Origin of the sequence: Streptococcus sanguinis (assembly GCF_020729725.1) — a bacterium.
Taxonomy (GTDB): Bacteria; Bacillota; Bacilli; order Lactobacillales; family Streptococcaceae; genus Streptococcus; species Streptococcus sanguinis_V.
In genome coordinates, this window is the sequence record NZ_JAJEPA010000005.1 from 758,988 (window position 1) to 785,476 (window position 26,489).

The 26,489-nt window shown below is 42.4% G+C and carries 33 protein-coding genes, 1 tRNA gene and 1 pseudogene; 5 read left to right on the forward strand and 30 right to left on the reverse strand.

The features are described 5' to 3' along the window. Positions 1-67: 67 nt before the first annotated feature. The 14 genes and pseudogenes from secG to K4I03_RS03750 all read right to left on the reverse strand — a co-directional run bounded on the left by secG (position 68) and on the right by K4I03_RS03750 (position 9,295). Complete coding sequence (gene secG / locus K4I03_RS03685) at positions 68-301, reverse strand: preprotein translocase subunit SecG (protein WP_002894878.1); 234 nt, start codon at positions 299-301, stop codon at positions 68-70. Positions 302-343: 42 nt separating this feature from the next. Beyond that, on the reverse strand, positions 344-493 hold the full coding sequence (gene rpmG / locus K4I03_RS03690; RefSeq protein ID WP_072074309.1) for a 50S ribosomal protein L33: 150 nt from the start codon (positions 491-493) through the stop codon (positions 344-346). Then, positions 493-1,664 (reverse strand): annotated as a pseudogene (locus K4I03_RS03695) (multidrug efflux MFS transporter). The gene rpmG and the pseudogene K4I03_RS03695 overlap by 1 nt, the downstream one beginning before the upstream one ends. A 33-nt stretch (positions 1,665-1,697) precedes the next feature. Then, a complete protein-coding gene (gene coaE, locus K4I03_RS03700) occupies positions 1,698-2,294 on the reverse strand; it encodes a dephospho-CoA kinase (RefSeq protein WP_227963770.1) in 597 nt (198 codons plus the stop codon). A 5-nt stretch (positions 2,295-2,299) separates the two neighbouring features. Further along, on the reverse strand, positions 2,300-3,124 hold the full coding sequence (gene mutM, locus K4I03_RS03705) for a DNA-formamidopyrimidine glycosylase (protein ID WP_227963771.1): 825 nt from the start codon (positions 3,122-3,124) through the stop codon (positions 2,300-2,302). Positions 3,125-3,149: 25 nt separating this feature from the next. Further along, positions 3,150-3,359 (reverse strand): helix-turn-helix domain-containing protein, encoded by a 210-nt coding sequence (locus K4I03_RS03710; RefSeq protein WP_002912962.1) that lies wholly within the window; start codon positions 3,357-3,359, stop codon positions 3,150-3,152. Further along, positions 3,359-3,850 (reverse strand): hypothetical protein, encoded by a 492-nt coding sequence (locus K4I03_RS03715; RefSeq protein ID WP_227963772.1) that lies wholly within the window; start codon positions 3,848-3,850, stop codon positions 3,359-3,361. Before K4I03_RS03715 ends, K4I03_RS03710 begins: the two co-directional genes overlap by 1 nt. A 149-nt stretch (positions 3,851-3,999) precedes the next feature. Continuing rightward, positions 4,000-4,476 (reverse strand): NUDIX hydrolase, encoded by a 477-nt coding sequence (locus K4I03_RS03720; RefSeq protein ID WP_227963773.1) that lies wholly within the window; start codon positions 4,474-4,476, stop codon positions 4,000-4,002. Between the two features lie 21 nt (positions 4,477-4,497). Further along, positions 4,498-6,459 (reverse strand): hypothetical protein, encoded by a 1,962-nt coding sequence (locus K4I03_RS03725; protein ID WP_227963774.1) that lies wholly within the window; start codon positions 6,457-6,459, stop codon positions 4,498-4,500. 76 nt (positions 6,460-6,535) lie between these two features. After that, complete coding sequence (gene era / locus K4I03_RS03730) at positions 6,536-7,435, reverse strand: GTPase Era (protein WP_002894867.1); 900 nt, start codon at positions 7,433-7,435, stop codon at positions 6,536-6,538. Between the two features lie 66 nt (positions 7,436-7,501). Then, the gene (locus K4I03_RS03735) at positions 7,502-7,900 is read right to left on the reverse strand and encodes a diacylglycerol kinase family protein (RefSeq protein WP_002918638.1); all 399 of its coding nucleotides are present in this window, start codon (positions 7,898-7,900) and stop codon (positions 7,502-7,504) included. Then, entirely contained in the window at positions 7,881-8,378 is a 498-nt protein-coding gene (gene ybeY, locus K4I03_RS03740) for an rRNA maturation RNase YbeY (RefSeq protein WP_002916974.1), read from the reverse strand. Before ybeY ends, K4I03_RS03735 begins: the two co-directional genes overlap by 20 nt. Before the next feature lie 226 nt (positions 8,379-8,604). Then, positions 8,605-8,677, reverse strand: a tRNA-Thr gene (locus K4I03_RS03745). Between the two features lie 48 nt (positions 8,678-8,725). Beyond that, positions 8,726-9,295, reverse strand: coding sequence for a GNAT family N-acetyltransferase (locus tag K4I03_RS03750; RefSeq protein ID WP_227963775.1), 570 nt, complete (start codon positions 9,293-9,295; stop codon positions 8,726-8,728). A 130-nt stretch (positions 9,296-9,425) separates the two neighbouring features. Between K4I03_RS03750 and ald the strand changes: the two genes are divergently transcribed. Then, positions 9,426-10,538, forward strand: coding sequence for an alanine dehydrogenase (gene ald / locus K4I03_RS03755; protein ID WP_227963776.1), 1,113 nt, complete (start codon positions 9,426-9,428; stop codon positions 10,536-10,538). 93 nt (positions 10,539-10,631) lie between these two features. Here the strand turns inward: ald and K4I03_RS03760 are convergent, their stop codons facing one another. The 11 genes from K4I03_RS03760 to rplK form a co-directional block, all read right to left on the reverse strand. Next, the gene (locus K4I03_RS03760; protein ID WP_227963777.1) at positions 10,632-11,189 is read right to left on the reverse strand and encodes a DUF6036 family nucleotidyltransferase; all 558 of its coding nucleotides are present in this window, start codon (positions 11,187-11,189) and stop codon (positions 10,632-10,634) included. Then, complete coding sequence (locus K4I03_RS03765; protein WP_223311713.1) at positions 11,182-11,466, reverse strand: hypothetical protein; 285 nt, start codon at positions 11,464-11,466, stop codon at positions 11,182-11,184. Before K4I03_RS03765 ends, K4I03_RS03760 begins: the two co-directional genes overlap by 8 nt. 107 nt (positions 11,467-11,573) lie before the next feature. Beyond that, positions 11,574-12,563 carry a PhoH family protein gene (locus K4I03_RS03770; protein WP_227963778.1) on the reverse strand — a complete coding sequence of 330 codons (990 nt, stop codon included), beginning with the start codon at positions 12,561-12,563 and terminating at the stop codon, positions 11,574-11,576. 89 nt (positions 12,564-12,652) lie between these two features. Further along, positions 12,653-12,868 (reverse strand): YozE family protein, encoded by a 216-nt coding sequence (locus K4I03_RS03775; RefSeq protein WP_227963779.1) that lies wholly within the window; start codon positions 12,866-12,868, stop codon positions 12,653-12,655. 21 nt (positions 12,869-12,889) lie between these two features. Beyond that, positions 12,890-13,492, reverse strand: a complete 603-nt coding sequence (locus K4I03_RS03780) for a hypothetical protein (RefSeq protein WP_227963780.1) — start codon at positions 13,490-13,492, stop codon at positions 12,890-12,892. A gap of 211 nt (positions 13,493-13,703) precedes the next feature. Then, entirely contained in the window at positions 13,704-14,558 is an 855-nt protein-coding gene (cvfB, locus tag K4I03_RS03785) for an RNA-binding virulence regulatory protein CvfB (RefSeq protein ID WP_227963781.1), read from the reverse strand. Positions 14,559-14,662: 104 nt separating this feature from the next. Beyond that, on the reverse strand, positions 14,663-15,220 hold the full coding sequence (frr, locus tag K4I03_RS03790; RefSeq protein WP_002894858.1) for a ribosome recycling factor: 558 nt from the start codon (positions 15,218-15,220) through the stop codon (positions 14,663-14,665). A 19-nt stretch (positions 15,221-15,239) separates the two neighbouring features. Next, positions 15,240-15,965, reverse strand: a complete 726-nt coding sequence (pyrH, locus tag K4I03_RS03795; protein WP_002894857.1) for a UMP kinase — start codon at positions 15,963-15,965, stop codon at positions 15,240-15,242. A 190-nt stretch (positions 15,966-16,155) separates the two neighbouring features. After that, positions 16,156-17,607, reverse strand: a complete 1,452-nt coding sequence (locus tag K4I03_RS03800) for an APC family permease (protein WP_002909243.1) — start codon at positions 17,605-17,607, stop codon at positions 16,156-16,158. Positions 17,608-17,736: 129 nt separating this feature from the next. Then, positions 17,737-18,426, reverse strand: a complete 690-nt coding sequence (rplA, locus tag K4I03_RS03805) for a 50S ribosomal protein L1 (RefSeq protein ID WP_002894855.1) — start codon at positions 18,424-18,426, stop codon at positions 17,737-17,739. A gap of 101 nt (positions 18,427-18,527) precedes the next feature. Further along, positions 18,528-18,953 carry a 50S ribosomal protein L11 gene (gene rplK / locus K4I03_RS03810; protein ID WP_002894851.1) on the reverse strand — a complete coding sequence of 142 codons (426 nt, stop codon included), beginning with the start codon at positions 18,951-18,953 and terminating at the stop codon, positions 18,528-18,530. A gap of 151 nt (positions 18,954-19,104) precedes the next feature. Here rplK and K4I03_RS03815 point away from each other — a divergent pair, with 151 nt between their 5' ends. After that, a complete protein-coding gene (locus K4I03_RS03815) occupies positions 19,105-19,452 on the forward strand; it encodes a DUF3397 domain-containing protein (RefSeq protein WP_002897148.1) in 348 nt (115 codons plus the stop codon). Positions 19,453-19,561: 109 nt separating this feature from the next. On the opposite strand, the gene gloA2 is transcribed toward K4I03_RS03815, so the two are convergent. The 3 genes from gloA2 to K4I03_RS03830 form a co-directional block, all read right to left on the reverse strand. Then, positions 19,562-19,948 (reverse strand): SMU1112c/YaeR family gloxylase I-like metalloprotein, encoded by a 387-nt coding sequence (gene gloA2, locus K4I03_RS03820; RefSeq protein WP_227963782.1) that lies wholly within the window; start codon positions 19,946-19,948, stop codon positions 19,562-19,564. 111 nt (positions 19,949-20,059) lie between these two features. After that, positions 20,060-22,366 (reverse strand): DNA translocase FtsK, encoded by a 2,307-nt coding sequence (locus K4I03_RS03825; protein WP_227963783.1) that lies wholly within the window; start codon positions 22,364-22,366, stop codon positions 20,060-20,062. 129 nt (positions 22,367-22,495) lie between these two features. After that, a complete protein-coding gene (locus tag K4I03_RS03830; RefSeq protein ID WP_002897145.1) occupies positions 22,496-22,678 on the reverse strand; it encodes a PspC domain-containing protein in 183 nt (60 codons plus the stop codon). A gap of 222 nt (positions 22,679-22,900) precedes the next feature. Between K4I03_RS03830 and K4I03_RS03835 the strand changes: the two genes are divergently transcribed. From K4I03_RS03835 to K4I03_RS03845, 3 genes are read left to right on the forward strand one after another with little or no spacing between them, the layout of a single operon-like run. Continuing rightward, the gene (locus K4I03_RS03835; protein WP_227963784.1) at positions 22,901-23,320 is read left to right on the forward strand and encodes an NUDIX hydrolase; all 420 of its coding nucleotides are present in this window, start codon (positions 22,901-22,903) and stop codon (positions 23,318-23,320) included. 54 nt (positions 23,321-23,374) lie between these two features. After that, positions 23,375-24,193 carry a peptidylprolyl isomerase gene (locus K4I03_RS03840; RefSeq protein ID WP_227963785.1) on the forward strand — a complete coding sequence of 273 codons (819 nt, stop codon included), beginning with the start codon at positions 23,375-23,377 and terminating at the stop codon, positions 24,191-24,193. A gap of 35 nt (positions 24,194-24,228) precedes the next feature. Then, positions 24,229-24,465: a zinc-ribbon domain-containing protein gene (locus K4I03_RS03845; RefSeq protein WP_125338452.1), complete on the forward strand. Its 237-nt coding sequence runs from the start codon at positions 24,229-24,231 to the stop codon at positions 24,463-24,465. Positions 24,466-24,519: 54 nt separating this feature from the next. Here the strand turns inward: K4I03_RS03845 and K4I03_RS03850 are convergent, their stop codons facing one another. Together K4I03_RS03850 and K4I03_RS03855 are read right to left on the reverse strand one after the other, a co-directional pair. Continuing rightward, positions 24,520-26,061 (reverse strand): ABC-F family ATP-binding cassette domain-containing protein, encoded by a 1,542-nt coding sequence (locus K4I03_RS03850; RefSeq protein WP_227963786.1) that lies wholly within the window; start codon positions 26,059-26,061, stop codon positions 24,520-24,522. A gap of 111 nt (positions 26,062-26,172) precedes the next feature. Further along, positions 26,173-26,481, reverse strand: a complete 309-nt coding sequence (locus K4I03_RS03855; protein WP_227963787.1) for a DUF898 domain-containing protein — start codon at positions 26,479-26,481, stop codon at positions 26,173-26,175. Positions 26,482-26,489 lie beyond the last annotated feature (8 nt).

Below are 26,489 nucleotides of genomic sequence, written 5' to 3' on the forward strand. Positions count from 1 at the left end.
CTTTCTTCATCTCTTTTAAATCTCTTTAAAACTTAAAAAATAGGCCAAGACGAAGTCAGAGCCCATTTTATTTACTAGATAATACTGCTAATACCAATGCAATCAGTAGCCAGAAGAAAATCATGATTCCCGTCATACGCTGCATCACAGCTTCAAAACCACGTGCCTTAGGACGTTCAAACAAGTCGTTGGCACTGGCATCAAAAACGTTGCTGGACTGATTTTTGGTTGGCTGCATGAAAATTGCAATGACAATAATAGCTGATAAAATGACTAAAATGGTTAATAATAGGTTGTACATAAATAAAAACTCCTTAAAATCCTATCTATTTTATCATAAAATCTACTTGGATTCAAGATGTAAAGTAACTTTTCTTTCCTTGGGACAATACTTTAAGACCTCAATTTTTTCCGGATGCGTTTTAGTATTTTTGCTGGTCAGATAGTTCTGACTGCCGCAGCTGGAACATTTTAAATTTATTTTAACGCGCACTAGATATCCTTCTTTTTAAATAAATTTCGAAAACTAAAGAGATTGGCCAGCATACTAACGGCAACCAGCCCTGCTGTTGCATAAAAGACTGAATGATAGCCATAGGCTGCCGCAATGACCGATCCAGACATAGGGCCGACCACCCCACCCAGATAAAAGAAAATCTGATTATAGCTGAAAATCCTAGAGATTCCAAATTTGGGTGTTATCTTACTTAGCAAAGCATTGACACCTGGTATCAGCGCCCCTGTTCCTAGACCAAATAAAAAGCGATAAAAGCCCAGCTGCATAGGGGAGCCAGCATTGGCACAGAGCAGATAAATCAGGATTGAATAGAACTGAGCCAGCACCAGAAGCCGATGATTGCCGATATGGTCTCCTAACCGCCCCAGAATACTGGAGCTCATCATGCTGGAAAGTCCCATGCTAGAAACGATGAGACCCGAAACAAAAATCAGATTCTCCTTTTGCCCCAATTCTCTGACATAGAGGGCAAGGATAGGGCTGATAGATTGAGCTGCAAACTGGATAACAAAGCTGGTCAGAAAGAGATTCATCAGCATCTTAGGATACCTGAGTTGACGCAGCAATTCCCTATAGCCTACCTCTTCTTGTCGGGTCACTGGCACAAAATCCTCCCGAATCAAATAAAAGGTCATCAAGGCTGCCACTAGAAAAAAGCCGCCAATCAGAAGAAAGACATTGCGGATACCGAACATCTCCGCAATCAGACCGCCAATAAACGGCCCCATAAGATTACCCGCAACGACACCGGTCGAGAGAGTTCCCAGAGCATAACCCGTTTTTTCCTTGGGAGCCTGACTGGCAATCAGAGCTGTGCTGTTGGGAACATAACCAGCGAAAACACCGTTTAGAAAGCGTAGGAGCAAGAGCTAGAAAATATTGGGTACAAAGGCAATACCTCCCATAGTGAAAAGCATGGCAGTAGCTGCACGTATCATCATAGGCTTACGGCCATATCGGTCGGCCAGACTTCCCCAGACAGGAGAGAGCAGCCCGCTGAAATTGCAGAGAGTGAAATCCCTAGCCCTGCGTAATACTCCACCTCATGACCGCTAGCCCCCAGCTGCTCCACGAAAAGTGGCATAAAAGGCGTCACCAGAGAAATGCTGGCACCTGTTAGGAAGTTCCCAAACCAAGCGACTTTCAGGTTATGTTTCCAATTTACTTGTGTCGTGATAAATCATCTTCTTTCTAATTTCTGCAAAGCATCGCGAATCTGCTGTCGAGTTTCCTCAAGCGAGCCATTATTATCTATCAGCACATCCGCCCTCTTTCGTTTTTCTCGAAGAGATAGCTGAGCTGCTATGCGTTTTTCTGCCTCTTCCTGACTGAGAGCATTTCGAGTCATAAGACGACTGAGCTGAGTTTCCACCGTCACATCCACCAGCCAGATCTGGTCAAACCAATCTTCATATTGTAGCTCAAACAGCAAGGGAAGATCCATAAAAAAGATGTCTTCCGTCTCTGCCAGCAAATCTCGCCTGCCAGCCAGTTCCTCGCGGATAATCTGATTTTGTATTTGACTGGACTGCGCCAAGAGTTGAGGATTCCCAAAAATCATAGCTCCCAGCTTAGGCCGATCCAAGCGCCCATCTTCCTGTAAGATAGATAAGCCAAAAGCGGATAAAAGAGCTTGATAAAGCCGTTCCCCCGGCTCTTGAAGCTCATGTACTACTTGATCCGCATCAATGACTTGGTAGCCCTGCTGCCTTAAAAACTCTGTCACGGTTGACTTACCCGAGGCAATGCCACCAGTGATGCCGATAATTCTTACCATGACAGCTACCTCACTTTCTGGCAATGAGGACAGAGATGGGTACCTCGTCCGCCCAGCTTAATTTTTTCAATCGGGCTGCCGCATCTAGCACAGGGTTGCCCAGTCTTTCCATAGACCTGCAGAAAATCCTGCATCGTGCCATCCTCACCCAAAGCATTGCGGTAGGTCCGAATGGTCGATCCTCTCTTTTCAATCCCAAGCTGCAAAACTTTTATAATCTGCTCACGCAGCCGCTTGACTTCAGCAGGCTTTAGACTATCTGCTGGCCTTGCCGGATGAATCCGCACCCGCCAAAGAGCCTCATCTACATAGATATTGCCCAGACCAACGACCAAGGTCTGCTCCAGCAAATAAGGTTTGATGGGCTTCTTGGAACGAACTAAAGCTGCTGCAAAAGGAGGCAAAAGAAAGTCCGCCTCTGTCGGCTCAGGACCAAGCTTTCTAGCAGTAAAATAAGCCTCCAGCTGATTCTTTCTCAAGAGCTCCATGGTCCCAAACTTGCGGACATCCTCATAAACAAGCGTCCCACCATCTGTCATCTCGAAAAAGACATGGGCATGCTTGCGCTCAGGCACCGCTTCAGGATAAAAAAGATACTTGCCTTCCATTCGCAGATGGGAAACCAGCACTCCGTCCGTCAGGTAAAAGAGCAAATACTTGCCCCGACGGCCAATTTTTTCAATGGTCTGACCTGGCAAGTCATGAACAAAGCTATCCACTCCCGTGCCAATCATCTTGGCATAGCGGACCTGCACCTGCCTAATCGTCTTGCCAACAACCAGACGCTCCAAACCGCGCCGAACCGTTTCCACTTCAGGTAATTCAGGCATAAAACTCCTTTCTATCTTCTATTTATTAGTCAGAAATATACTCTAAAATATCAGCAGGCTGACAATCCAGCGTTTCGCAGATAGCCAGCAAGGTTGCAAAACGAATACCTTTAGCCTTACCTGTTTTTAGAATGGACAAATTTGCTTGTGTAATACCAATAATTTCCGCCAATTCTTTAGAGGTCAAACCCTTTTCTTCCAATACCTTATCTAAATTAACTTTGATTTTTCCCATCACACAAAACCATCAACATCTTCTTGAATTGTCTTCCCGTTTTTTATGACAAGATGCAAGACCCCTAAAACAATTACCAAAGCCAGACTATCAATATATGGCAGAAATAAATTATCTACAAAATCTATCCACGACTGTATAGATTTTTGACCGATAAAAATATCCCATATAATACTACCAATAGGTAAACAAGTAACTAAAATCAACAGATATTTACTAATCCGATAACTTTCGTTCGTAAAAAACTGGTGAACTAGCATGCGGTGTAGAAAAGAACGAATCAGACCAAAGATCAAAATCGGAAGCAAACCCAGCCAAATCATTTCATAAGATACCCTTAATAACTCTGCAAGTGGGGTAGCAGTTGATTGCCAGTTATAAATCATCAAGACAATGGCTACAAAACCTCTAGCTAAAAACCAGAAAGCACAAAATATTTGTACCAAACAAGTAATTATGGTTATTACTTGTTTCAAAATTCGCATCTTCATAGCTTACCTCCTTATTGTTTTACGATAATTCATCCTTACAATTATTATAAAACAATAATTTAACTAGGTCAAGAAATATTGTAAAACAATAATTAAATTATACTATGTAGCATGTTGCTCTAAATAAATGACATGCTCATAGTAAGCTATCAAAGCCCCATAGCAAAGCTGTCCGAAAAATACTCATCCAGCATCAGGCGGTGTTTATCCGATACATTTTCCAGCTCTGCTATTTCTTCTTTAGAAAAAAAGCCTAACCGCAGTGTTTCCTCATTGTGAAAATTGGAAATATCAACATTCTCCAATGCCTGCAGTTCATACAGAAAGACAACCGTCTGAACTTTGTCACCATTAGGATAAGATTCATCAAAATTAGTATAAACATTCAGCAAGCGCTTGGCTTCAACAGCATTGCCTGTCTCTTCGTGAAATTCGCGCACGGCTGCTTGCAAAGAAGTCTCCCCGAGCTCCATAGCTCCACCAGGAATCGCCCATGTTTTTTTATCGCCTCGCAACTGCAGAAGCACACGACCTTCCTCGTCTGCCAGAATCCCACCAGCAAAATTCAGGATAACTCTATCATGCCCCACCTTGGAGCGAATATAGGAAATATAGTCTTGGTTCATATCATAAATCATTATTTTCAATCAAGTAACAGATAATTTGTAAGATAGTTCTTCATCAATTTTAACAATATATATTACTAAAATTAATAAAGCAATAGAGTAATCAATTTGATACATTTCTTCTGATTCATATGAGGGTGAACCATGTTGATACTTATTCCTTATTGCCAAACTATTATCAAACTTACTATTATTCAATAGAAAATTTAAATAATTTGCTTCGCTTTTTGAAAAAAGCTTACTCTCAAATTCAATCATACCTTTCTCAGAAAGGCAGTCTAAAATTGCTTTCTCATCATTATCTGAGTTAAAATAGCTTACTTCATCATACAAATATAGATCTTGTAATACACCAATTTCTTTATTGTTTAAAAAAACAAGCCTATCATTTTTTTCAGATAGTATTTCATTGTCAACTAAAAATTGTATTTTGGCTCTATCAACTCTTAAGAAATCTTCTTTCCTTACAATGTTATTTGTGATTAATTCTACAAAATTTTTACCGTTTTTTCGTTCATTGATATAGGCCAAATGAGATTGATCAGAAAATAATAAAAACAAAATATTTTTAATATCAGAATTATTGTTAATATACGCATACTTTTTAGGAATATTACTAGATAGATTCCCTACATTTGGAGTTGAGTCTAACAAATTATATTGTTCTCTACTAATTTCACCATCTTCCATTAGTAACAGATATTGTTTTCTTATTTTTTCTTCATTCCTAAAAATTGTTGCTGTTTTATTATCAATCGCATCATCATGAGGTGAAAAACTAAAAGGTAACCACTTTATCTTCAATTCATCGCAGTATTGAAAGAAAAACCAATCCACTACCTGTTCAATACTTAAATCAAACTCACTAAATAATCTCTGATAAGCACGAATCTTGAATGAGACTAACTGTAGCTTCATTTTAAAATATTGAGTATCTTGATAAGAATTCCTAGTTAACATCAACGTAGATTTTACGACTCCTAATGTCTCTTTATTAGGGAAACTTGGCAAGCTTGACATCCTTTTCTTTGAGAAAACTTCAGAATCTTTTAAAAAATATGTGAATAAACTAGTATAATCATGCTTGCTTTTTATTTTTTCGTAATCAACCAAAGATACCATATACAAGGTCAATTGCTCATCGACTTTTTCCCCACTAGATTTCATTAAATTATTAATAATACTTTTATCAATCAATTCTGGTGGTGAAAATGGACTTTTATCACTATATTCAACAATCTTTTTTTCATATAAATTTCTATCAAAATATACTTCAAAAATCACATGAAGTCCTGCTTCAGATTTATCAAAACTTTGATAAAATAGTTTTAATATTTCTTGAATGTCTGACTTCTGATTTCGTGTAACTTTAAAATATTTGGTACCGAGTTCTTGAATTGGCATTAAAAGAAGCCTAAGATAATTTGGATTTGCTTCTATACTATTTATATAATCAGATAAAAGTTCGTTCCACTCATCGGAAGATATATTATCAGGTATACAGTAAGACTGTCTAGATGAATTTATATAATTACTTAAAAGATATTCAAGATGTTTCGTTTTTGCAAGAAAAGCTTCCCTAATAAATTTTGGATACATGTTACAAAAATATTTATTTTTTAATAAATAATATAATGGTAACCCGCTTTCCCAAAAAACTTCTTCAAACCAAATTTCAGATATTTTTGAACCGTAGTTGAATCTACAAAAAATGTCAAAAAAATCTTCTCGATATTCGTATTCATCTTTCAACAGAATCATATATCTTAAAATCAATTCACTCGATGCTCTACCATAAAATTCATTAATATTTCTTTTTAATACATTTTCATAAGAATTAACTTTGTCAATATATTCTTCTGGCCAATTTGTAGAATAATTAGCTGAATCAAAGATTTTAAGAGTATTATCAAGTTCAATAGCATCTGTAAAATTACTAATCTTTTTCTTTTGCTCTATATATAAATCAAAGATTTTCTCCATTCTACTAAGGTAAGAAGAAATTGATAAATCATTGGTCCCATAAAATTTAACCCTATGTTCCATTTCTGTTTATTTATCAATACTCCTTCTTATTATAGCCAAAGTCCGCCAAGTCCAGCTTCTTGTCCCGCCAGTTTTTCTTGACCTTGACCCAAGTTTCTAGGAAGACCTTGTCCCCCAGCATGAGCTCAATATCGCGCCGAGCCATGGATCCGATTTTCTTCAGCATGGAACCGCCTTTACCAATGATAATGCCTTTTTGGCTATCGCGCTCCACCATGATAGTCGCTCGGATATGGACCTTGTCCGTCTCTTCGTCTCGCTTCATGCTGTCAACAACCACTGCGACTGAGTGGGGAATTTCCTCCCGCGTCAGCATCAAAACCTTTTCCCGAATCATCTCTGACACCAGAAAGCGCTCCGGATGGTCGGTAATCTGGTCTTCTGGGAAATACTGGAAGCCTTCCTCCAGATTCTCACTAAGGATGTCAATAAGATGAGAAACATTATTGCCCTGCAGGGCTGAAATCGGCACGATTTCTTTGAAGTCCATCTGCTGACGGAAATCATCAATTTGCGCTAAAAGCTGATCCGGATGGACTTTATCAATCTTATTAACCACCAAAATAACTGGCACCTTAGCCGCTTTCAGGCGTTCGATAATCATGTCATCGCCCTTGCCACGCGGCTCATCAGCTGGCACCATGAAGAGGACGGTATCCACCTCACGCAGGGTGCTGTAGGCTGCTTCCACCATAAAATCGCCTAGAGCCGTCTTAGGCTTGTGGATTCCCGGCGTGTCGATAAAGACAATCTGCTCCTTATCCGTTGTATAAATCCCCATAATTTTATTGCGAGTGGTCTGAGCCTTATCGCTCATGATGGCAATTTTTTGCCCCATAACATGATTCAAAAAGGTGGATTTCCCAACATTAGGACGTCCTAAAATAGCTACAAAACCTGATTTAAAAGTCATTATTTCACCTCTATTATTTCCATAAAAACAGCAGAAAATCGGCAGTCTCCCCCGATTTTCAAATCTTTAAAAAATCCAATCCCAAATCTTGGGAACAAAAATAATCAGTCCCGTCACAACAGCAAAGCCAGACACGACCAGAACAGCTCCCGCCGCCATATCCTTGGCATTCTTTGCCCGCATAGAAAAGTGGTAATCGCTGGCCAGATCCACGACATTCTCAATGGCAGAATTGACAATCTCAAAGGCAATGACCAGAAAAATGCTCAAAAAGAGAAAGAGCCACTCTATCGCAGACAAGTCAAAAATCAGTCCCGCAACTATCACTACCAGAGCTGAAAGGACATGCTTACGCAGGTTGCGCTCCTCTTTAAAGGCTGTAAAAATACCGGTTAAAGCAAATTCCAGACTCGAGACCACATCTCGATTTTTCCATTTGCGTTTGTTATTTCCTTGTGAGTCCATAAGCAGTTAAAATTTCTTCCTGTAATCCAAACATTTCTGCTTCTTCTTCCGGCGTATAGTGATCATAGCCGTTGATATGCAGAAAACCATGCACTGCCAAAAAGCCCATCTCCCGCTCAAAGCTGTGGCCGTATTCCTCTGCCTGCTCACGCGCCTTGTCCACTGAAATGAACAGCTCGCCGATATAGGCGTCAAAATCTTCCAGCATCTCAGCTAGCTCAGGGTGGTCCAGCAAATCCTCCTCGTCAACAGCGATGTCCAGCTCAGGCTTATACTCCAAGCTGATCACATCCGTCGGCCGATCCGTATCTCTATATTCCAAGTTTAGTTCATGACTGCGCGCATTGCTGACAAAAGTCACAGCCATTTCCTTATTTTCCTTGCCCGTTTTCTGGGCCGCAAACTCCAAAATTTCCTGAGTCTGTTTAAGAATCTCTTCTGAAACCTGACCCGTTTCATCTACCATTTCGATATACATATCTTACCCGCTTTGCTAGTATTACCTTATTATATCATATTTTGGCTCACTTTAGGGAGCCGAGGGCAGGGTTTTGGAAAATAGCAGAGCAGATTTATCAACCTCTCACCACAAAGACAAAAGCAGATCTTTTTTTATTTAATCTCTTCCCGAAACTTTGCCTTTCACTACCTGCTATCATTGGCAAAAAGAAAAGGCTGGGAAAACCCAACCTTGTCCTACAAGATGCTAATTGCCGGGATCGAACCGGCGACCTCATCCTTACCATGGATGCGCTCTGCCAACTGAGCTAAATCAGCGTACCTATCTAATATATCATGTAGATAGGTGCTTGTCAATATCCTTTCTCATTTTTTTGCAAAATAATCTTCCTTAGTCAGATAGTAATGAACCCGTGTCACAATGCGGCCTTGCTCATGCTTGTCTAGTGATGCGTAAGGCTCTTCGTGGGAATATTTCATACCAGACTTGACCATAACCCGGCCAGATGCTGGATTATCCACATCGTGCAGCGCTACAAGTTTGTTCATCCCGATTTCCTCAAAAGCCAGCTTGATGACTGCGCGATTGGCCTCTGTCGTATAACCCTGATTCCAGTATTTTTTATTGATTACATAGCCGATAGCCGCTGTTTTCAAGTCCAGCCTGATCTTATGCAGGTCAATAGTCCCAATGAATTTGCCGCTTTCCTTCACTTCTATTCCCCAGCGCCCCAGAGGATTGGCCAGATAAAAGAGAGCGATATTATTGCGTGTTTCTTCCAGGCTTTTGTTAGTCTCAAAGGTATAGCGAGTATTTTCCTCATCCGAAGCGTACTCAAACATCGCTGGGGCATCTTCCAAGGTCACTGGACGCAGAATCAACCGCTCAGTTTCCAGTCTGGTATGACGAGCCAGTTTGACATAGATATTTTCCATCAGGACCTCCTAGTTTTTCTTAACAGAATAGCACAATTCACTAATGAAAGCAAACCGCTCCGATTTTTTCTTGATTTTTAAAGCGTTTTCATATACAATAAAAACATCTTAAAAAAGGAGCATATTTGTTATGTTAATCGGTATTCCAAAAGAAATCAAAAACAATGAAAATCGTGTCGCTCTGACACCAGCTGGTGTTCATAGCCTCGTTGGTAAAGGCCATGAAGTTCTGATTGAGACAAATGCTGGGCTGGGATCTGGTTTTACAGATGCAGACTATGAAAAGCAAGGTGCAAAAATCGTCCCTACTGCTGCAGAAGCGTGGGCAGCTGAGCTGGTGGTCAAGGTCAAAGAACCTCTAGCAGCCGAATATAGCTTCCTCCGCGATGACCTCTTACTCTTTACCTACCTGCACATGGCTGCCGCTCCTGAGCTAGCAGATGCTATGACAAGTGCCAAGACGACTGGTCTGGCCTACGAAACTGTCCGCGACCAAGATGGACAACTGCCACTCTTGGTACCTATGAGTGAGGTAGCTGGCCGGATGGCTGTCCAAATCGGAGCCCACTTCCTGACTAAGCGCGAAGGTGGATCTGGCGTACTTCTCGGCGGTGTACCGGGCGTTCCAAAAGGAAAAGTTACCATCATCGGTGGCGGTGTCGTAGGAACGCATGCTGCTCGTATCGCTCTAGGACTGGGCGCTCAAGTGACTATTCTGGATATCAGCGCTAAGCGTCTGTCTGTCTTAGAAGATGTCTTCGGCCATCAAATCCAGACCCTCATGTCTAATCCTTTCAATATCGAAGCTAGCGTTCGAGAAGCAGATGTCGTGATTGGTGCCGTCCTCATTCCAGGTGCGAAGGCTCCAAAACTGGTGACAGACGATATGGTTAAGCAAATGCGTCCTGGCTCTGTCATTGTAGACGTAGCCGTTGACCAAGGCGGTGTCATTGAAACAGCCGACCGCGTGACGACCCACACCGAACCTGTCTACGAAAAACATGGCGTCCTCCACTATGCAGTTGCTAATATCCCTGGTGCCGTAGCCCGCACTTCTACCATCGCCCTGACCAATGTTACCCTTCCTTATGTAGAGGCTTTGGCAGAAAAAGGCTTCAAACAAGCTATTGCAGATGACCAAGGACTGCGCCAAGGTGTCACAACCTACCAAGGTCACATCACCAGTCAGCCAGTTGCAGAAGGCCTCAACAAGGACTACACATCTATTGACGAACTCGTTTAGTTGATTATTTCAACTTTAAAACCAATCTCACAAAAAAGAGCAGAAATAAATCTGCTCTTTTCGTATACTATTAGATAAAAATCAAAGCTTTCTTTAGTAATACCTCTTTAGCTTTTCTTGATTTTCTTTGAAAAATTCCTCTAGCCATTCCATACCATAGGCATGACTAAAACCTTCTAAAAGAACTGAAAAATCAATCGTATCAAAACCTAACTTTCTCAGGTCCTCAAAGGTATTGAATGGGGAATGAAAATCTTTGTATTTGATAATAGCTCCGATGTCTTTCAAATCCTGCTCTCTAATGCTAATCATTTTCATCCCTAAAACATATTCAATCGGAACCATTAAAACCGTTAAATGACTAAAAATATATAAGATCTCACATAACTCAACCGCAGGTTGCTTGTTCATGTTCGCTACATTATTATTGAGCCAAAGTTCTTCATGAGTATTGAGATTAAATCGTTGTCCTACTCTTGAAATAATCTCGTTGATTTTTTGGTTTTCTTGGTAAAAAGCATCTACATCTTGGGTTGCTCGCAAGCCATGATGTTCCAATACATAGCCCCCAACACAGATAATAGTCAAAGTAAGGTTGGCTTGGGCCAATTCTTGATTTAAGGCTTCAAAAACTGGTTTCATTTTATCCATGCTTGTATTTCTCCATCAGCTCTTGAACATTTGTTAACTTAGCAGGTTTGTTTAAAGAAACCACATACTCATGCGTGGGAGTGTGTTCTTGTAGAGCATATTTCAGACTAACCTTTTGAAAATCTGTCAACTCTTTTGAAGACAACAAACGTTCCACATCTTTGTCAGTCAAATAAGAACTATCTTCAAAAATAACCTTTCTAAGGTAACGAAACCAATGACTGGCGTTAAATCTTGATTGCCTAGAAGCGTTAATCATGTAATCATACCAATCCATCTTCTACCTCTTTTTAAAATTCTATCTTTCCTGATAATCACTTTTAATCATTTTATAAACCTTAAAAATTCTATATCATGGCCGATGTGAACTGATATTTAGTTCTCTTATTCCATTTCTTCTGGCTCAGTTGCAGCCTCTTTAACAGGAGTTGGTTCATAAGCTCGGATAATCTCCGCCACCACTGGATGACGAACGACATCCTTAGCTGAGAAATGAACAAAATCAATCTGGGAGATGTTCTTCAATTTCTCCTGAGCATCAATGAGGCCGGACTTAACATTGCGAGGCAGGTCAATCTGGCTAATATCTCCATTGACAATCATCTTGGACTGAAAGCCGAGACGTGTCAGAAACATCTTCATCTGCATGATGGTAGTATTCTGTGCCTCGTCCAGAATAACAAAGGCATCATCCAGCGTCCGCCCCCGCATATAGGCTAGGGGCGCAATCTCAATGATTTCTCGCTCCATAAGGCGCGTTGTCTGGTCCTTGCCCAAAATCTGATACAAGGCATCATAGACCGGACGCAGATATGGATCAACCTTTTCCTTAAGGTCACCAGGCAGAAAACCCAAACTCTCACCAGCTTCTACTGCCGGCCGCGTCAAGATAATTCGCTTGACCTGCCCACGCTTGAGAGCTGTCACCGCCAAGGTCACCGCCAGAAAGGTCTTCCCTGTTCCAGCCGGCCCGATCCCAAAGACGATATCATGATTTTTAACGCTGTCTACATAGATTTTCTGACCAAGTGTCTTGACCCGAATCGGCTTGCCATAGCTGTCCTTGATAATCTCTTCTTCGTAAAGAGCTACAAACTTATCAATTTCATCATTTTTGACCATGGTAATGGCTGTCACAACATCGGGTGTTCCAATGGTCATGCCACGATTGACCAAAACCAAGAGAGCCTGAATGACCTGTCGAGTCTCCTCGCAGGCAGCCTCCGTACCTAAAATCTGCACAATCTCGGTTCGGGCATGGATGGTTACCTTCAATTCCTGCTCCATCAAGCGCAGATGGCGTTCATTAGAGCCAAAAAGATGAAAGGCATCATCTGGATGGCCCAGTTTCAATTCTACTGAATGTTCCTGCAAACAAAGAACCTCTCTATTTTTTTTATTAAATGAATTACCTTTATTATATCAAAGCAAGCAGAAAATGACTATTCCCAGCAATTATCTGCTTAATTGGCCTGATACTCTTCCCAAATAGCATCAAACTCACCCAAGTTAAAGGAAAAATTTGCGTGCTCCTCCAGAAAACGACTGACCTCATCAAAATCATCCGTATGCTTGGGAAAGGCCGTATCCTGAAAAGCCAAATCCGCCAAAATAGCCTTTGGCTCCTTACTCTTAGGATTACGCTCTGTCATCAGCCAGCTGTAAAAAGATTTTCTCATAGGTTCCTTTCTATAAATTTGTTAAAAAAGTGATTTAGAGAACTTTATTAATACCTTATAAAATCCAGAATAGTTCTCAATATTAACTACAACATGTTTCACAAACTGAAGCATAAAATAGTTTATAGCACAATAAAACAACACAGCTATTAAATAAATCGACCATATTGTAATATGTTCATTTGAATTTTCCTGAAAAATTTTAAAAATTTCATATTTAATTTCAGGAAATAAGACATTCCCCATTCCAACTAGAGCTGATAAAAAACTTAATAAAGACAAGGGCTTTATGATACTTTTTAAAAAACTTTCATGTAGTTCTAGGTCTTTTAATGCTTGGTTTTTATTAAATTCAATTTTTTTACTGTTACTTATCTCTTCGTTAATACTACTTAATAAAATAATTTCTAAGTAATTTAATAATATCAAAAATTCAGCGGTTACAAAAACTAATAAGTCGCCATTAATTTTAATATGAAAAATATTATAGATAATACTCGCTGGTATCGGAGAAATAAATGTAGCAATTAAAAGTATCGTCATATATATAAACAACGGCGTATTTAAAACATAACCAATAAACTTGTTATTTTTTAACGAAATTTTATTTTCTATCCAAATCAAACTCTTTCTTAACCAATTAATTCTAACTGTAGCTGTATTTATTTCCATTTTATGCCAGATTTTATTAAACAAATATTTCAAAGGAAAGTATAATAAAATTGTTGGGTATATAACAAAATATGCTAAAAAAGGAATGAATATATAGCAGCATAGAAATAAAATTACTATTAGAGGAATAATATAAAACAGTATCATAATCAGATAAGAATCCTCACACCAACTCCGTTCCAGTCGGGTCCTGCTTGATTTTACCAGCTTTCATCAGCCCACCCAGAGCTTTTTTAAACTGGCCTTTGGAAATGCCAAAGGTGGCCTTGATGTCGTCTGGTGAAGACTTGTCGTTCAAAGTCATGAAGCCGCCATTGCTCTCCAGATAGGTCAGAATCATTTGGGCATCATTTTCCAGCATTTCAAAGGAACGAGGCTTGAGGGAGAGGTTAAGCGTGCGGTCTACTTCACGGAAGCCAATCACCCGTGCGTCCAAGACCTGACCGAGACGAGGCTCTGCATAGCGCTCACTCGGATGAATAAAGCCCAGCATATTATTCTCCGGCAGGTAGACAAAGGTGCCAGAAAGCTTGAGCCGATAAACGATAGCTGGCCAGTTTTGATTTTGCATGTTATTGTAGGCAGGACGAGCCAGACGCTGGAAATCCTCTTGATAAGCCAGTTGGCCCCAGATGCGATCTTTCTTGTCCACATCCAGACGGATATAAAGGCGGTCGCCTTTCTTAGGCCAGAGTTCCTTGATTTCTGGCAAGATGTCTAGTGACACGACAATTTGCTTATCCGGCAGACCGGTATCGACAAAGACACCTAGATCCTTTCGGACCTCCGTTACTGTTCCCCAGCCAAACTGGTCTTGATTAGCTGTAACTTCAAGAGTTGTCAGGCGAAGCTTCTGCTTCATATCGCTGTAGGCAAAGCCTTTGACAGACTGACCCAGCTCATGCGCCCCCTCTTCCTTAGAAAGAGCGTAAACCTGACCGTCCTTTTGAACAAAGTAAAAGCGATCATTTTCATCCGTGATGATACCCACGATGAAGCTGGCAAGATTTGTATTCATATAGACCTATTTTCTACCTTGCTTCTTCAAACTGGGCAAGGATTTTTGATGTTAAAACAACTCAGTCAGCCAAAGCCAACTGAGTTTTGATTTTGATAAAAATGTTAAACTTCTAAAAGTTCTTTTTCTTTGTTTGCTGTCATTTCATCGATATGTTTGACAGCATCGTCCGTTACTTTTTGAATATCCTTTTCCAAGGTCTTCAATTCATCTTCAGTGATTTCTTTAGCTTTTTCCTGCTTCTTAGCTTCATCCATAGCATCGCGGCGGATGTTGCGGATAGCAACTTTAGCATTTTCACCGACCTTTTTCACTTCTTTAGCCAAATCACGGCGAGTTTCCTCTGTCAGAGCTGGAATGACCAAACGAATCACAGAGCCATCGCTGGCTGGCGTAATACCCAGGTCAGAAGCATTAAGCGCACGCTCAATGTCCTTGATAGAAGACTTGTCAAAAGGTGTCACCAAAAGAACACGCGCTTCCGGAATCGTAATCGAAGCGATTTGGTTGAGCGGAGTTTCTACTCCATAGTACTCCACATGGATGCGGTCCAAAAGGCTGGCATTGGCGCGGCCTGCACGGATGCTGCCAAATTCACGAGCCAGACTTTGGTGCGAGTGGGTCATTCTTTCTTTTGCTTTTTCTACAATTGCATTTGCCATGAGTTTCTAATCTCCGTTCTTATAAATTATTTGATACTGTTGTTCCGATTTGCTCACCGATAACAACGCGTTTGATATTGCCCGGCTCATTCATGTTAAAGACAACCAAGTCAATGTCATTGTCCATAGACAGGGTCGAAGCCGTCGAGTCCATAATCCGCAGTCCCTTGCTGATAACATCCCGGTGGGTCAGTTCATCAAACTTAACAGCGGTCTTATCCTTCTTAGGATCGGCATTATAGACACCGTCCACGCCATTTTTAGCCATGAGAATCGCATCTGCTTCAATCTCTGCTGAGCGCAAGGCAGCGGTTGTATCGGTTGAAAAATAAGGAGAACCAATACCTGCACCGAAAATGACTATACGGCCTTTTTCCAGATGACGAAGAGCCCGACCTCGGATATAAGGTTCAGCTACCTGCTGCATAGCAATCGCTGTCTGCACGCGCGTATCTACACCGACCTGCTGCAGCGAATCCGCCATTACCAGCGCATTCATGACAGTGCCCAACATACCAGTATAGTCGGCCTGCACACGGTCCATGCCCGCTTCCGCTGCCGGCTCACCCCGCCAAAGGTTTCCACCTCCGATAACCAGAGCAATCTGAACTCCCAAATCGTGAACTTCTTTGATTTCTTCCGCCATCTTCTGAACAGTTTGAATATCAATACCAACGCCTTTTTCACCGGCAAGAGCTTCACCTGACAACTTAATCAAAATACGCTTATACTTAGGTTCTACCATTTTTTTACTCCTTATTTTATCTGTACTATTTTACCACATTTTGTGATTTTTATATAGTTAAATCACTGAAATTTTTCTTTTTTCCTTTTAGTAAAATAGCAGAGCAGGCAAGCTCATTTCACAGAAAAACCAGCCCCATCATCAGATAGGACTGGGAATGAATATTTCAATCATCTTTTACAAGGTCTACTCACTGCTTGACCGACTGTTTCTTTTCTCGTTTAGCTAAGAGTGGCAGGATGACACCCAGACTGATCAAGACGATTGGCGTCAGGATATTTGTCAAGAGAGAGAATTGCCAGCCAGCTGGGTCTTTGGCAAAGTCCACTTTCGGAACCATCCCTAAAATGCAGGCAAAGGCTGTAAAGAGGAAGCACCAAGCTCCGATGGCAAAGCCAACTTTTGGATTTTTGGTAAACTTGTACTCGGCATCCTTGTACTTCTTCCAGGCCTTGTTCAACATCATGTAGGCCAGGAATACCCAGAGATACCGCATTGGCATAACAATGGAGTTGAGGTTGGTCATCCATTTGACTAGGCCGTCAATTTCTTTGATTCCAAAGATAGGCAGAATAATCAAGAAGCTAACTAAAATCCCTGTCAGGATGTAACCGTTAATGAGGACTCCTTTTGATGTTCTCTTGCGCAGCCAACTTGGGACAAACTCTTCATCAGCATTATTGAGCATGATTTGCAGAGGCGCGTCAATAGAGAAAGCCAGTGCTGCAATCTGTCCAACCATATTGGTCAGGGCATAGATGACTACTAGTACATTGCCCACTCCCCAATAGTTGCCCAGCTTTTGGAAGGCTTGATAAGCACCATTTCTCATCAGGTCTTCAGGAATATTGCTGCCATCAAAAAGCATGCCCATAGCTATAGAGCCTAGGATAGCAGATGCACCAACCATGACAGCCATGACAATCATCCCCTTTGGAAATTCCTTGGCTGGATTGCGTGTTTGGTTAACGTAAGGAGATATTTTCTCAGCCCCGCCGACCGCAAAGACTAAGAGGGAGATAGTCGTGAAATAAGAGAAGTCAAAGTTGGGAATGTAAGTGCTAAGCTTATCCATATTGGCCGTCGCAAACTGCATATCAGGTTTGATAAAAGGAGCCCCGACCGCTAAGAGGACGAAGAGGAAAGACATAATCAGCATGGCACTGCCAGCTAGCCCCCCAATCACCTTGAGCGTGGACAGTCCCTTGGTAGACAAGTAGAGAAAAGCACCGAAAATCAGCAAGCTAAGAATAACGATCCAATGAATATCAAGACTGCTCAAAAAGTCTCCATTTCCCTGAATGGCCCAGCCCAACGGGATCAAAACTCCCTGAGGTTTCTGAGCTAGATAGGGAATATGCACCACCCAGTAAGTCCAGGCCGCAAAATACGCCAGTCGCTTGGTAGAGGTCTTCTCCACCCAGTCACTGACACCGCCTCCGCTCTCCTTAAAAGTCGAGCCTAGCTGCCCCACGATGAGAGCATAGGGAATAAAGTAAATAGCCAGGATAAGAATCCAAGAAACAATTACCGAAATACCCTGCTGGGAGTAGTTATTAACCACATTTCCCAGACCCCAGACCATATTAAAAGCAATCAGAGATACCATCAGCCAAGTTAGCTGGTTCTGATCTTTTTTCATGACACCGTCTCCTTTTGTTATAAAATAAATTGATTCGATATTATTATAACATGTTTCTATGAGTTTGTAATCGCTATCAGCGTTTTTATTTCAAAAAAAGAACTACCCGAAGGCAGTTCAATTTAATTCTTAAAGTGAGTTTACGTCAACCTTGATACCAACACCTTGTGTAGTAGTGATAGTCAGGTTAGTTACGTAAGTACCTTTAGCAGTAGCTGGTTTCGCTTTTTGGATTGTGTCGTTGAAAGCTTTGAAGTTTTCAACCAACTTGTCAGCTTCAAATGAAACTTTACCAATGATAGCTTGTACGTTACCTGCACGGTCTGCACGGTAAGTAATCTTACCACCTTTAGACTCTTCAACTGCTTTTGCAACGTCCATTGTTACAGTACCAGTCTTAGGGTTTGGCATCAAGTTACGAGGTCCAAGGACACGTCCAAGGCGACCTACAAGTGCCATCATATCAGGTGTAGCGATTACTACATCAAAGTCCAACCAACCGTCGTTGATTTTTGCAACGAGGTCATCTTCACCAACGAAGTCTGCACCAGCAGCTTTTGCTTCTTCAGCTTTTGCTCCACGTGCGAAAACAAGAACGCGTGAAGTTTTACCAGTTCCGTTTGGCAATACCATTGCGCCACGGATTTGTTGGTCAGCTTTTTTAACGTCGATGTTCAGGTTGTAAGCAACTTCTACAGTTGCATCGAATTTTGCAAAGTTAGTTTCTTTTGCAAGTGCTACAGCTTCTTCTACGCTGTATGCTTTTGTGCTGTCGATCTTTTCAAGAGCAGCACGAAGTTGTTTGCTTTTTTTAGCCATTTTATCTTTCTCCTTGTAAGTGGTTCAATCGATTTTCATCTCCCACGTCACTCGTCAATCTGATCAAGTGTAGTGCGGGCAAATGGGATGAACGTTATTGATTAGTCAACAACAGTGAATCCCATAGAACGAGCAGTACCTTCAATCATACGCATTGCAGACTCGATGTTTGCAGCGTTCAAATCTGGCATCTTAGTTTCAGCAATTTCTTGTACTTGCGCACGAGTAACTGTTGCAACTTTCGTTTTGTTTGGCTCACCAGAACCTTTTTCAACACCTGCAGCTTTCTTCAGAAGAACAGCAGCTGGTGGAGTCTTAGTCACGAAAGTGAATGATTTGTCTTCGTATACTGAGATAACAACTGGAATAATCATACCAGCTTGATCAGCTGTACGAGCGTTGAACTCCTTAGTGAATCCCATGATGTTGATACCGGCTTGACCAAGCGCAGGACCAACTGGTGGAGCTGGAGTAGCTTTACCAGCAGGGATTTGCAATTTTACAAGTTTTTCGACTTTTTTAGCCATTTTTAAATCCTCCTTTGTGGTTTTGGCGGTAAATAAAGATTTTTACCTCCCACAAGTATGCTTTTCGCATACCTTTCTATTATACACTAAACTTTGTTAAATGCAAGGAATTTTATCTTCTTTTTTGAATTTTTTGTGGTAAAATAATCTTATGACACTATTAAAGATTGCTTCGATTTTATTTATCTTTTTAACTTTGATTTTAACCACTATTACTGTGCGAGTTTTTCAATTAAGAAAATACGGTTTAAACTTTGCGGACTTGGCTTTTCCGCTTTTTGTTGTGGAATTTTATATCATTTCAGACAAGGCCTACTATCATAGCTTGCTGCCCCAGCTGACCCTAGCTCTCTCAGTTCTCGCTATCGCCATTACCATTTATTTCCTAAAGAAAAAACGGAGCTTCTACTATCCCAAGTTTTTCAAGTTCTTCTGGCGGGCTGGTTTTCTTCTGACCTTCTTCATGTACCTAGCCATGGTCATTGGACTCTTTTTGTAACAATGTAAAACAAAACCCATCGGTCATAAGATAGCCGATGGGTTTTCATATGCGGGACTTACAAGTCCTTCTTTTGCCGTGAAAGAAGGTCCTCCCGATTTTCCTAGTTTTATTCGTGAATCTCCAGAGGCAGGCCATCCGGATCAAAGAAGAAAGCCATCTTACGGCCGTCAAAGTCATCATAACGCAGCTCGGTATGAGGAATCTCCAAACGGTCAAATTCCTCTAGCGTTTCTTCGACATTCGTCACTCGGAAGGCCAGATGCCGCAAACCAGTATGTTCTGGAGCAGGCAAGGCTGGCCGCTTGGGTGCTTCTTCCTTGATAAAAATTTCCAGAGTCAGATTTCCCTTGCGAACATTAAAGAGAATATCCTGCTTGTCCGGCCGATGGTGCTCATCCAGCTGCTCAAAGCCCAGCTTGTCCACATAAAACTCCCTAGTCTTAGCATAATCATGGCCAATAATCGCAATATGGTGAATGGTGTCTAGTTTCATGTCTTCTTTTTCCTTTCCTTAACAAAAAAGTAGAGAAAATCTGCCGGCTGACTGCTGGCAGATTTGTTTTTATCAAATGGCTATCTTGCTGGCAGACTAGTGAAATTAGAATCAATTTGTCTGCAAAACCTTTCTCGGCTTGGTTCCCTCGGCTGGACCGATAACGCCTGCCGCTTCAAGTTCTTCCATAAGGCGAGTGGCCCGATTAAAGCCGACCGAGAGTCGCCGCTGAATCATAGATGCGCTGGCTTTCTGAGTCTCGATAACCAAGGCCTTGGCTTCTTCAAAAAGCGGATCTCCTCCATCATCGCCCCCACCAGTATCCAAATCACTTTCAGATACTTCACCAGGATCAAAGCTATCATCATAATCAGCTTCAGCTTGATTTTTGACAAAGGCTACGATTCGCTCCACATCTTCATCTGAGATAAAGGAGCCCTGCAAACGAACCGGATGGTTTTCATCAATAGGCTTAAAGAGCATGTCTCCTCGGCCCAAGAGTTTTTCCGCTCCATTTTCATCCAGAATGGTCCGACTGTCTGTCCCGCTGGAGACTGCAAAAGCAATTCGAGACGGCACATTGGCCTTAATCAGCCCCGAGATCACATCTACAGATGGCCGCTGGGTAGCCAGAATCATGTGAATCCCAGCCGCACGCGCTTTTTGTCCCAGACGGATAATGGCATCTTCCACTTCCTTGCTGGCCACCATCATAAGGTCAGCCAACTCGTCCACGATGACGACGATTAAAGGCAGGGGAACCTGCTTGTACTCTGACTGAGCATTGTACTCGGCTACTTTAGCATTGTAGCCAGCAATGTTACGGGCACCGACCTTGGAGAAGAGTTCATAGCGGTTTTCCATCTCGTCTACAACCTTTTGCAATGCACGACTGGCCTTGCGAGGATTGGTCACAACAGGGATCAGCAAGTGGGGAATGTCATTATAAACGGACAGCTCCACCATCTTAGGATCCACCATCATAAACTTGACTTCATCCGGTCTGGCTTTCATGAGAATGCTGGCGATAATACCGTTGACGGCCACAGATTTTCCAGAACCAGTAGAGCCCGCTACCAAGAGATGGGGCATCTTAGCCAAGTCAAAGGAGCGGACAGAGCCGTTGACAGCCTTCCCAAGTGGGATTTCTAGGAGCTTGCTGGCATCCGTTTTCGACTGTTCCCAAAGTTCTCGGAAAGTCACGGTCGCAACTTCAGAGTTGGGTACTTCAATCCCGACTAGGGATTTCCCAGGAATCGGCGCTTCAATCCGCACATCCTTAGCAGCTAGGGCAAGAGCCAAGTCATCAGCCAGATTGGAAATCCGATTGACCCGAACACCAACAGCTGGCTTGACCTCGTACTTAGTGACGGAAGGTCCGATTTCAGCCCGCTCAACAGCAGCCTTGATGCCAAAACTAGCAAAGGTTTCTTCCAAAATCTTAATATTGTCTCGGACAATGCGTTTTTCTTTAGACTGGTTTTTAGGCTTGTCAGGCGCAAAGAGGTTGATGGTCGGCAGCTTGTAGTCCAGACTTTCCTTGGCGGTGAAGTCCACTTCTACCTCTACGTCCGAGTCAGCCTCGTCCGTCTCTTCTTCGCGACCAAAGTCCAGAGGCTCATGAGGGTCATACTCTCCCGGTTCCTCATAGTCTTCCTCGTCAAAGTCCACAGCCGTATCTGACAAGTCCTCGTCATCTAAAATTTCTCCTGTTTCAGGATCGACATCTGCTTCTTCTTGCTCTACTTCAATGGCTTGCATAGCTGCCTGTGCAGCTTTTTCTTCCTGCTCCAGGAAACGGAGCTGACGCTTTTCTTCCTGCTTTTCTCTCCAATTTTGAAAGGCTGCCATAGCTTTTTCAGAAATGTCATAGATAGACCAAGGGCTCATAAGCAGGCCGCCTAAAAGAATGAGCAGCAGGCCGAAGAAATAAGAACCGATATTTGAAAAAAGGAAAGAGATAGGTGCGTATAAGAGAGAACCCAGCAGGCCGCCACCCGCGAAGGAGCTGACCTTAAAGGCTGTCAGATCAGTCAAGACCCTGCCTAGAGTTGTGGATAAGACAGCAGTCCCTTCTAGCTTCAACACACTGACGAAATAAGCTTGGAAAATTAACTCCAGTCCCAAAAAGAGGCTGATAAATCCTGAAACCGTCCCCTCGTGCTTGTGCAGCCACTTGAAAAAAAAGAGATAGCCAAAGCTGGCCAGAATAGCCAGATAAGCTAAGCTTCCCACCAAGAGGCGAATCATATTATAAATAGTGACTCCAAAGGCACCCAGCTTAATCGCTGCAAACAAAAGAATAAGAGCCAACACAAAGGTGGCAATCATCCTCTTTATTGCTTTTTGTCTTTCTAATTCTGCTTTTGTCGGCCTACGAGTAGTCCGGCCTTTTTTCGTGTTTTTCTTTGTTGCCATAACCCTTATTATACCATATTTGAGTCTTAGATGAGAAATCTTTTATCTAGATCAGAAGCAAAAAACTTATTTATCCACGTAAAAAGAACTGGGCTAACCAGTTCTCATTTCACTATCACAAAATTCTTATTAAGCCTCTGGCATAACAGCCCAGGCAATCAAGTAAGCCAAGACACCTGTACCTGCTGCACAGCAAAAAACAATACAAAGAATACGGACCAAGGTTGGATCCAAATCAAAGTAGTTTGCGATACCAGCACATACACCAGCGATTTTCTTGTTGTTGACATCTCTTGTCAGTCTTTTCTCCATGGAAAACACTCCTTATTATTTTTACACTGTTTATTTTACCATAACATTTCTCTATGCACAAGTTCGCCTGCTATTAAACTCTCTCTTCAGATAAAAATTAATTAGATCAAGATGAATTTGTTCACTCTACCATACTTTTAGAAAGTCCCAGCAAAACTCTTGTTCTTGTGTTAGAATAGAGTGAATTCTAATTAACAGTAAAAACATTTCAGGAGTAAGATAATGCGAGCCGGAGTCATTCTTTACAATCCCCAAACCAAGCAGATACTGCTCATCCACCGCTGGAAAAATGGAGAAGAGTATTTTGTGATACCGGGCGGCGGAGCCGAGTCAGGTGAGACTGCAGTCCAAGCAGCTCAGAGAGAAATTCAGGAAGAGCTGGGTTGGAGCTTGTCTGAAAAGCAGCTGCAGCCAGCCTTTACTTTCAGAAATGGCCAACGCTTAGAAATCTATTTTCATGCCACTATCAGCCATACATCAGCTCCAATGATTCAGGGTGAGGAAGCCCTTCGCAGGCATGCCCAGAATATCTATCAACCCGAATGGCTAGACATAGAAGCAATTTGCGGCCTGAACTTACGGCCAGCAGGACTTAAAAATCTGCTTCTGGATTGTCTGACACAGGAGGGTTTGAAAAACTAGCCTAATTGTAGTAAAATATCAGTAGTTTACAATCTAATGCGAGAAAGGTTTTATATGAAAAAAATTCTTCTTATCGGCCTCTTATCAGGATTTATCTTGGCTGGCTGCTCTGGTAAAGGCAAAGAAGAGGAGACTACTAGCTCCTCCAACTCATCCAGCAGTTCCTCTCTAGTGAGCTCTAGCTCTGACCCGGAGGAAACCAGCAAACTCCGTGAGCAACTCAAGGATGCCATGACCAACGAAAATGCCAACTTCCCGCAGCTATCTACAGAAGTTGCTGAAGATGAAGCGGAAGTCAAGTTGGTAACGACTGAAGGCGACATCCGCATTAAGCTCTTTCCAAAACAAGCCCCACTGGCCGTTGAAAACTTCCTAACTCATGCCAAGGAAGGCTACTATGACGGCATTATATTCCACCGCGTCATCAATGAATTTATGATTCAGACCGGAGACCCTAAAGGTGACGGCACTGGGGGTGAGTCTATCTGGAAGGGCAAAGACAAGTCTAAAGACTCTGGAAACGGCTTTAAAAATGAGTATTCTCCATATCTCTATAATATTCGTGGTGCCCTATCCATGGCCAATGCAGGCCCTGGTACCAATGGCAGTCAGTTCTTCATCAACCAAAGCAAGAAAGACCTGTCTAGCCAAATGTCTACGGATTCTTTCCCAGCTAAAATCATAGAAGCCTATAAAAACGGTGGAAATCCTACTTTAGATGGCGGAGCTTATACCGTATTCGGCCAAGTGCTGGAAGGGATGGATGTGGTGGACAAAATCGCTGCTGCAGAAACAGACGACAATGACAAGCCTAAAAAAGATATCAAGATTGAAAAAATCGAGATTATCAAGGACTATGACTTCAGCAAATAAGCTTGCTGCCCAACCAATAAAGGAGGGAAATCAATATGATTATCTGGGGATATAAAGGTTATCAGAAAAACGTAGGACAGACCCAAAGCAGTATCGAGTGTGCCAACTGCCACAATGTAGCACCTTGGGAAATTATTGAAACCGGCCGAAAGTTTACACTCTATTGGATTCCAACCTTTCCTTACGGTAGAAAACATTACCTCACCTGCCCTGTCTGCCAGCATGGCAAACAGATTGAGAAGCAGGAAATCGAGCAGTTTTTGAATTATTAGTAACAGAAAGAGACGACTCGCAATGAACCGTCTCTTTTCTTTTATTAAATTTTATCAAGTCAACTGGTTAAAATCCCAGATCTGGTCCATCCAGCCTTCATAGAAATCAGGCTCGTGACAGACCATGAGGATACTGCCCTTGTATTCTTTCAGCGCCCGTTTGAGTTCCTCCTTGGCATCGACATCCAGGTGGTTGGTCGGCTCGTCCAGCACCAGAACATTATTTTCTCGGTTCATGAGGAGGCAAAGGCGGACCTTGGCCTGCTCTCCACCTGAAAGGACTTGAATCTGGCTCTCGATATGTTTGGAAGTCAGGCCACATCTGGCCAGAGCTGCTCGGACTTCTGCTTGGTTAAGAACCGGAAAGGCGTTCCAGACTGCTTCCAGCGGTGTCTGACGATTGCCGCCTTCGACTTCCTGCTCGAAATAACCCAGCTCCAGATAGTCCCCGCGCTCGACTTGACCTGCGATAGGCGGGATAATCCCTAGCAAGCTCTTGAGCAGGGTTGTTTTCCCAATTCCGTTTGCCCCGATGATAGCCACCTTCTGATTGCGTTCAAAGGTCAGGTTAAGGGGCTGGGTCAGCGGTCGGTCGTAACCAATCTGCAAATCTTTGGCTTGGAAGATAAAACGGCCAGGTGTGCGGGCAGGCTTGAAGTCAAAGGTAGGCTTTGGCTTCTCACTCTGCAGCTCAATAATGTCCATCTTATCCAGCTTTTTTTGGCGGGACATGGCCATATTACGGGTCGCTACGCGGGCTTTATTACGAGCTACAAAGTCTTTGAGGTCCGCAATTTCTTTCTGCTGCCGCTCGTAGGCTGCTTCTAGCTGAGATTTTTTCATCTCATAGACCTCTAAGAACTGGTAATAATCACCAGAATAACGAGTCAAGTGCTGATTTTCCACATGATAGACGATATTAATGACGTCATTCAGGAAAGGAATATCATGCGAGATCAGAACAAAGGCATTTTCATAGTTCTGTAGATAACGCTTGAGCCAGTCAATGTGCTCCGCATCCAGATAGTTGGTTGGCTCGTCCAAGAGCAAGATATCCGGTTTTTCCAGAAGCAGCTTGGCTAAGAGAACCTTAGTCCGTTGCCCACCAGATAGCTCCGTTACATCGCTTTCCATCCCGTAGTCCATGACACCTAGAGCCCGTGCGACCTCGTCAATCTTGGCATCTAGGGTATAGAAATCTCGGCTCTCCAAGCGGTCCTGCAGCTCGCCCACTTCTTCCATCAGGGCATCAACATCAGCTCCTTCCTCAGCCATACTCATATAGATTTCATTGATACGAGTCTCGGTCTTGAAAAGCTCGTCAAAGGCCGTACGCAAGACATCACGGACAGACTGACCTTGCTCCAGCACAGCATGCTGGTCCAGATAGCCAGCCGTCACATACTTGGACCACTCGACCTTACCTTCGTCTGGCAGCATTTTACCCGTCACAATGCTCATAAAGGTTGACTTTCCCTCACCATTGGCACCGACTAAGCCGATATGCTCACCCTTAAGGAGGCGGAAGGATACATCCTCAAAAATAGCCCGGTCTCCGAAACCGTGGCTGAGATTTTTTACTTCTAAGATACTCATTTTTTCTCCTCTATCATTGATTGCAGTTCCTTGATTATACCATCAAAAGGGATTTTTTGGCAAGACAGAAGAAAAGGAAAAGCGAGCCACTTAAGTCTCGCTTGCTTGTTCTCAATTCGCATGATGTGTATGCTTGGTAATCCACTGGGTCAGCTTGATCTTCAGCCAAAATCCATAAATACCAAAGGTAACAATGGTCAGCAACCACCACTTGATCCAATTCCCAAAAAGTTGCATAGCAGTACCGTCAAAGTAAAGACGGTGCCCGTCAATAACTGTATGTTTTATCTTCCAATTATACAGAATACACATGCCCCAAGGTGCACAAATTCCCAGCGTAAATACTGTAATCAAGGTAGCCAAAATCACATGACCCATGTAAGAAAAGAGACCACCATCAAAATAAGACTCTTTGTACATACTATCTC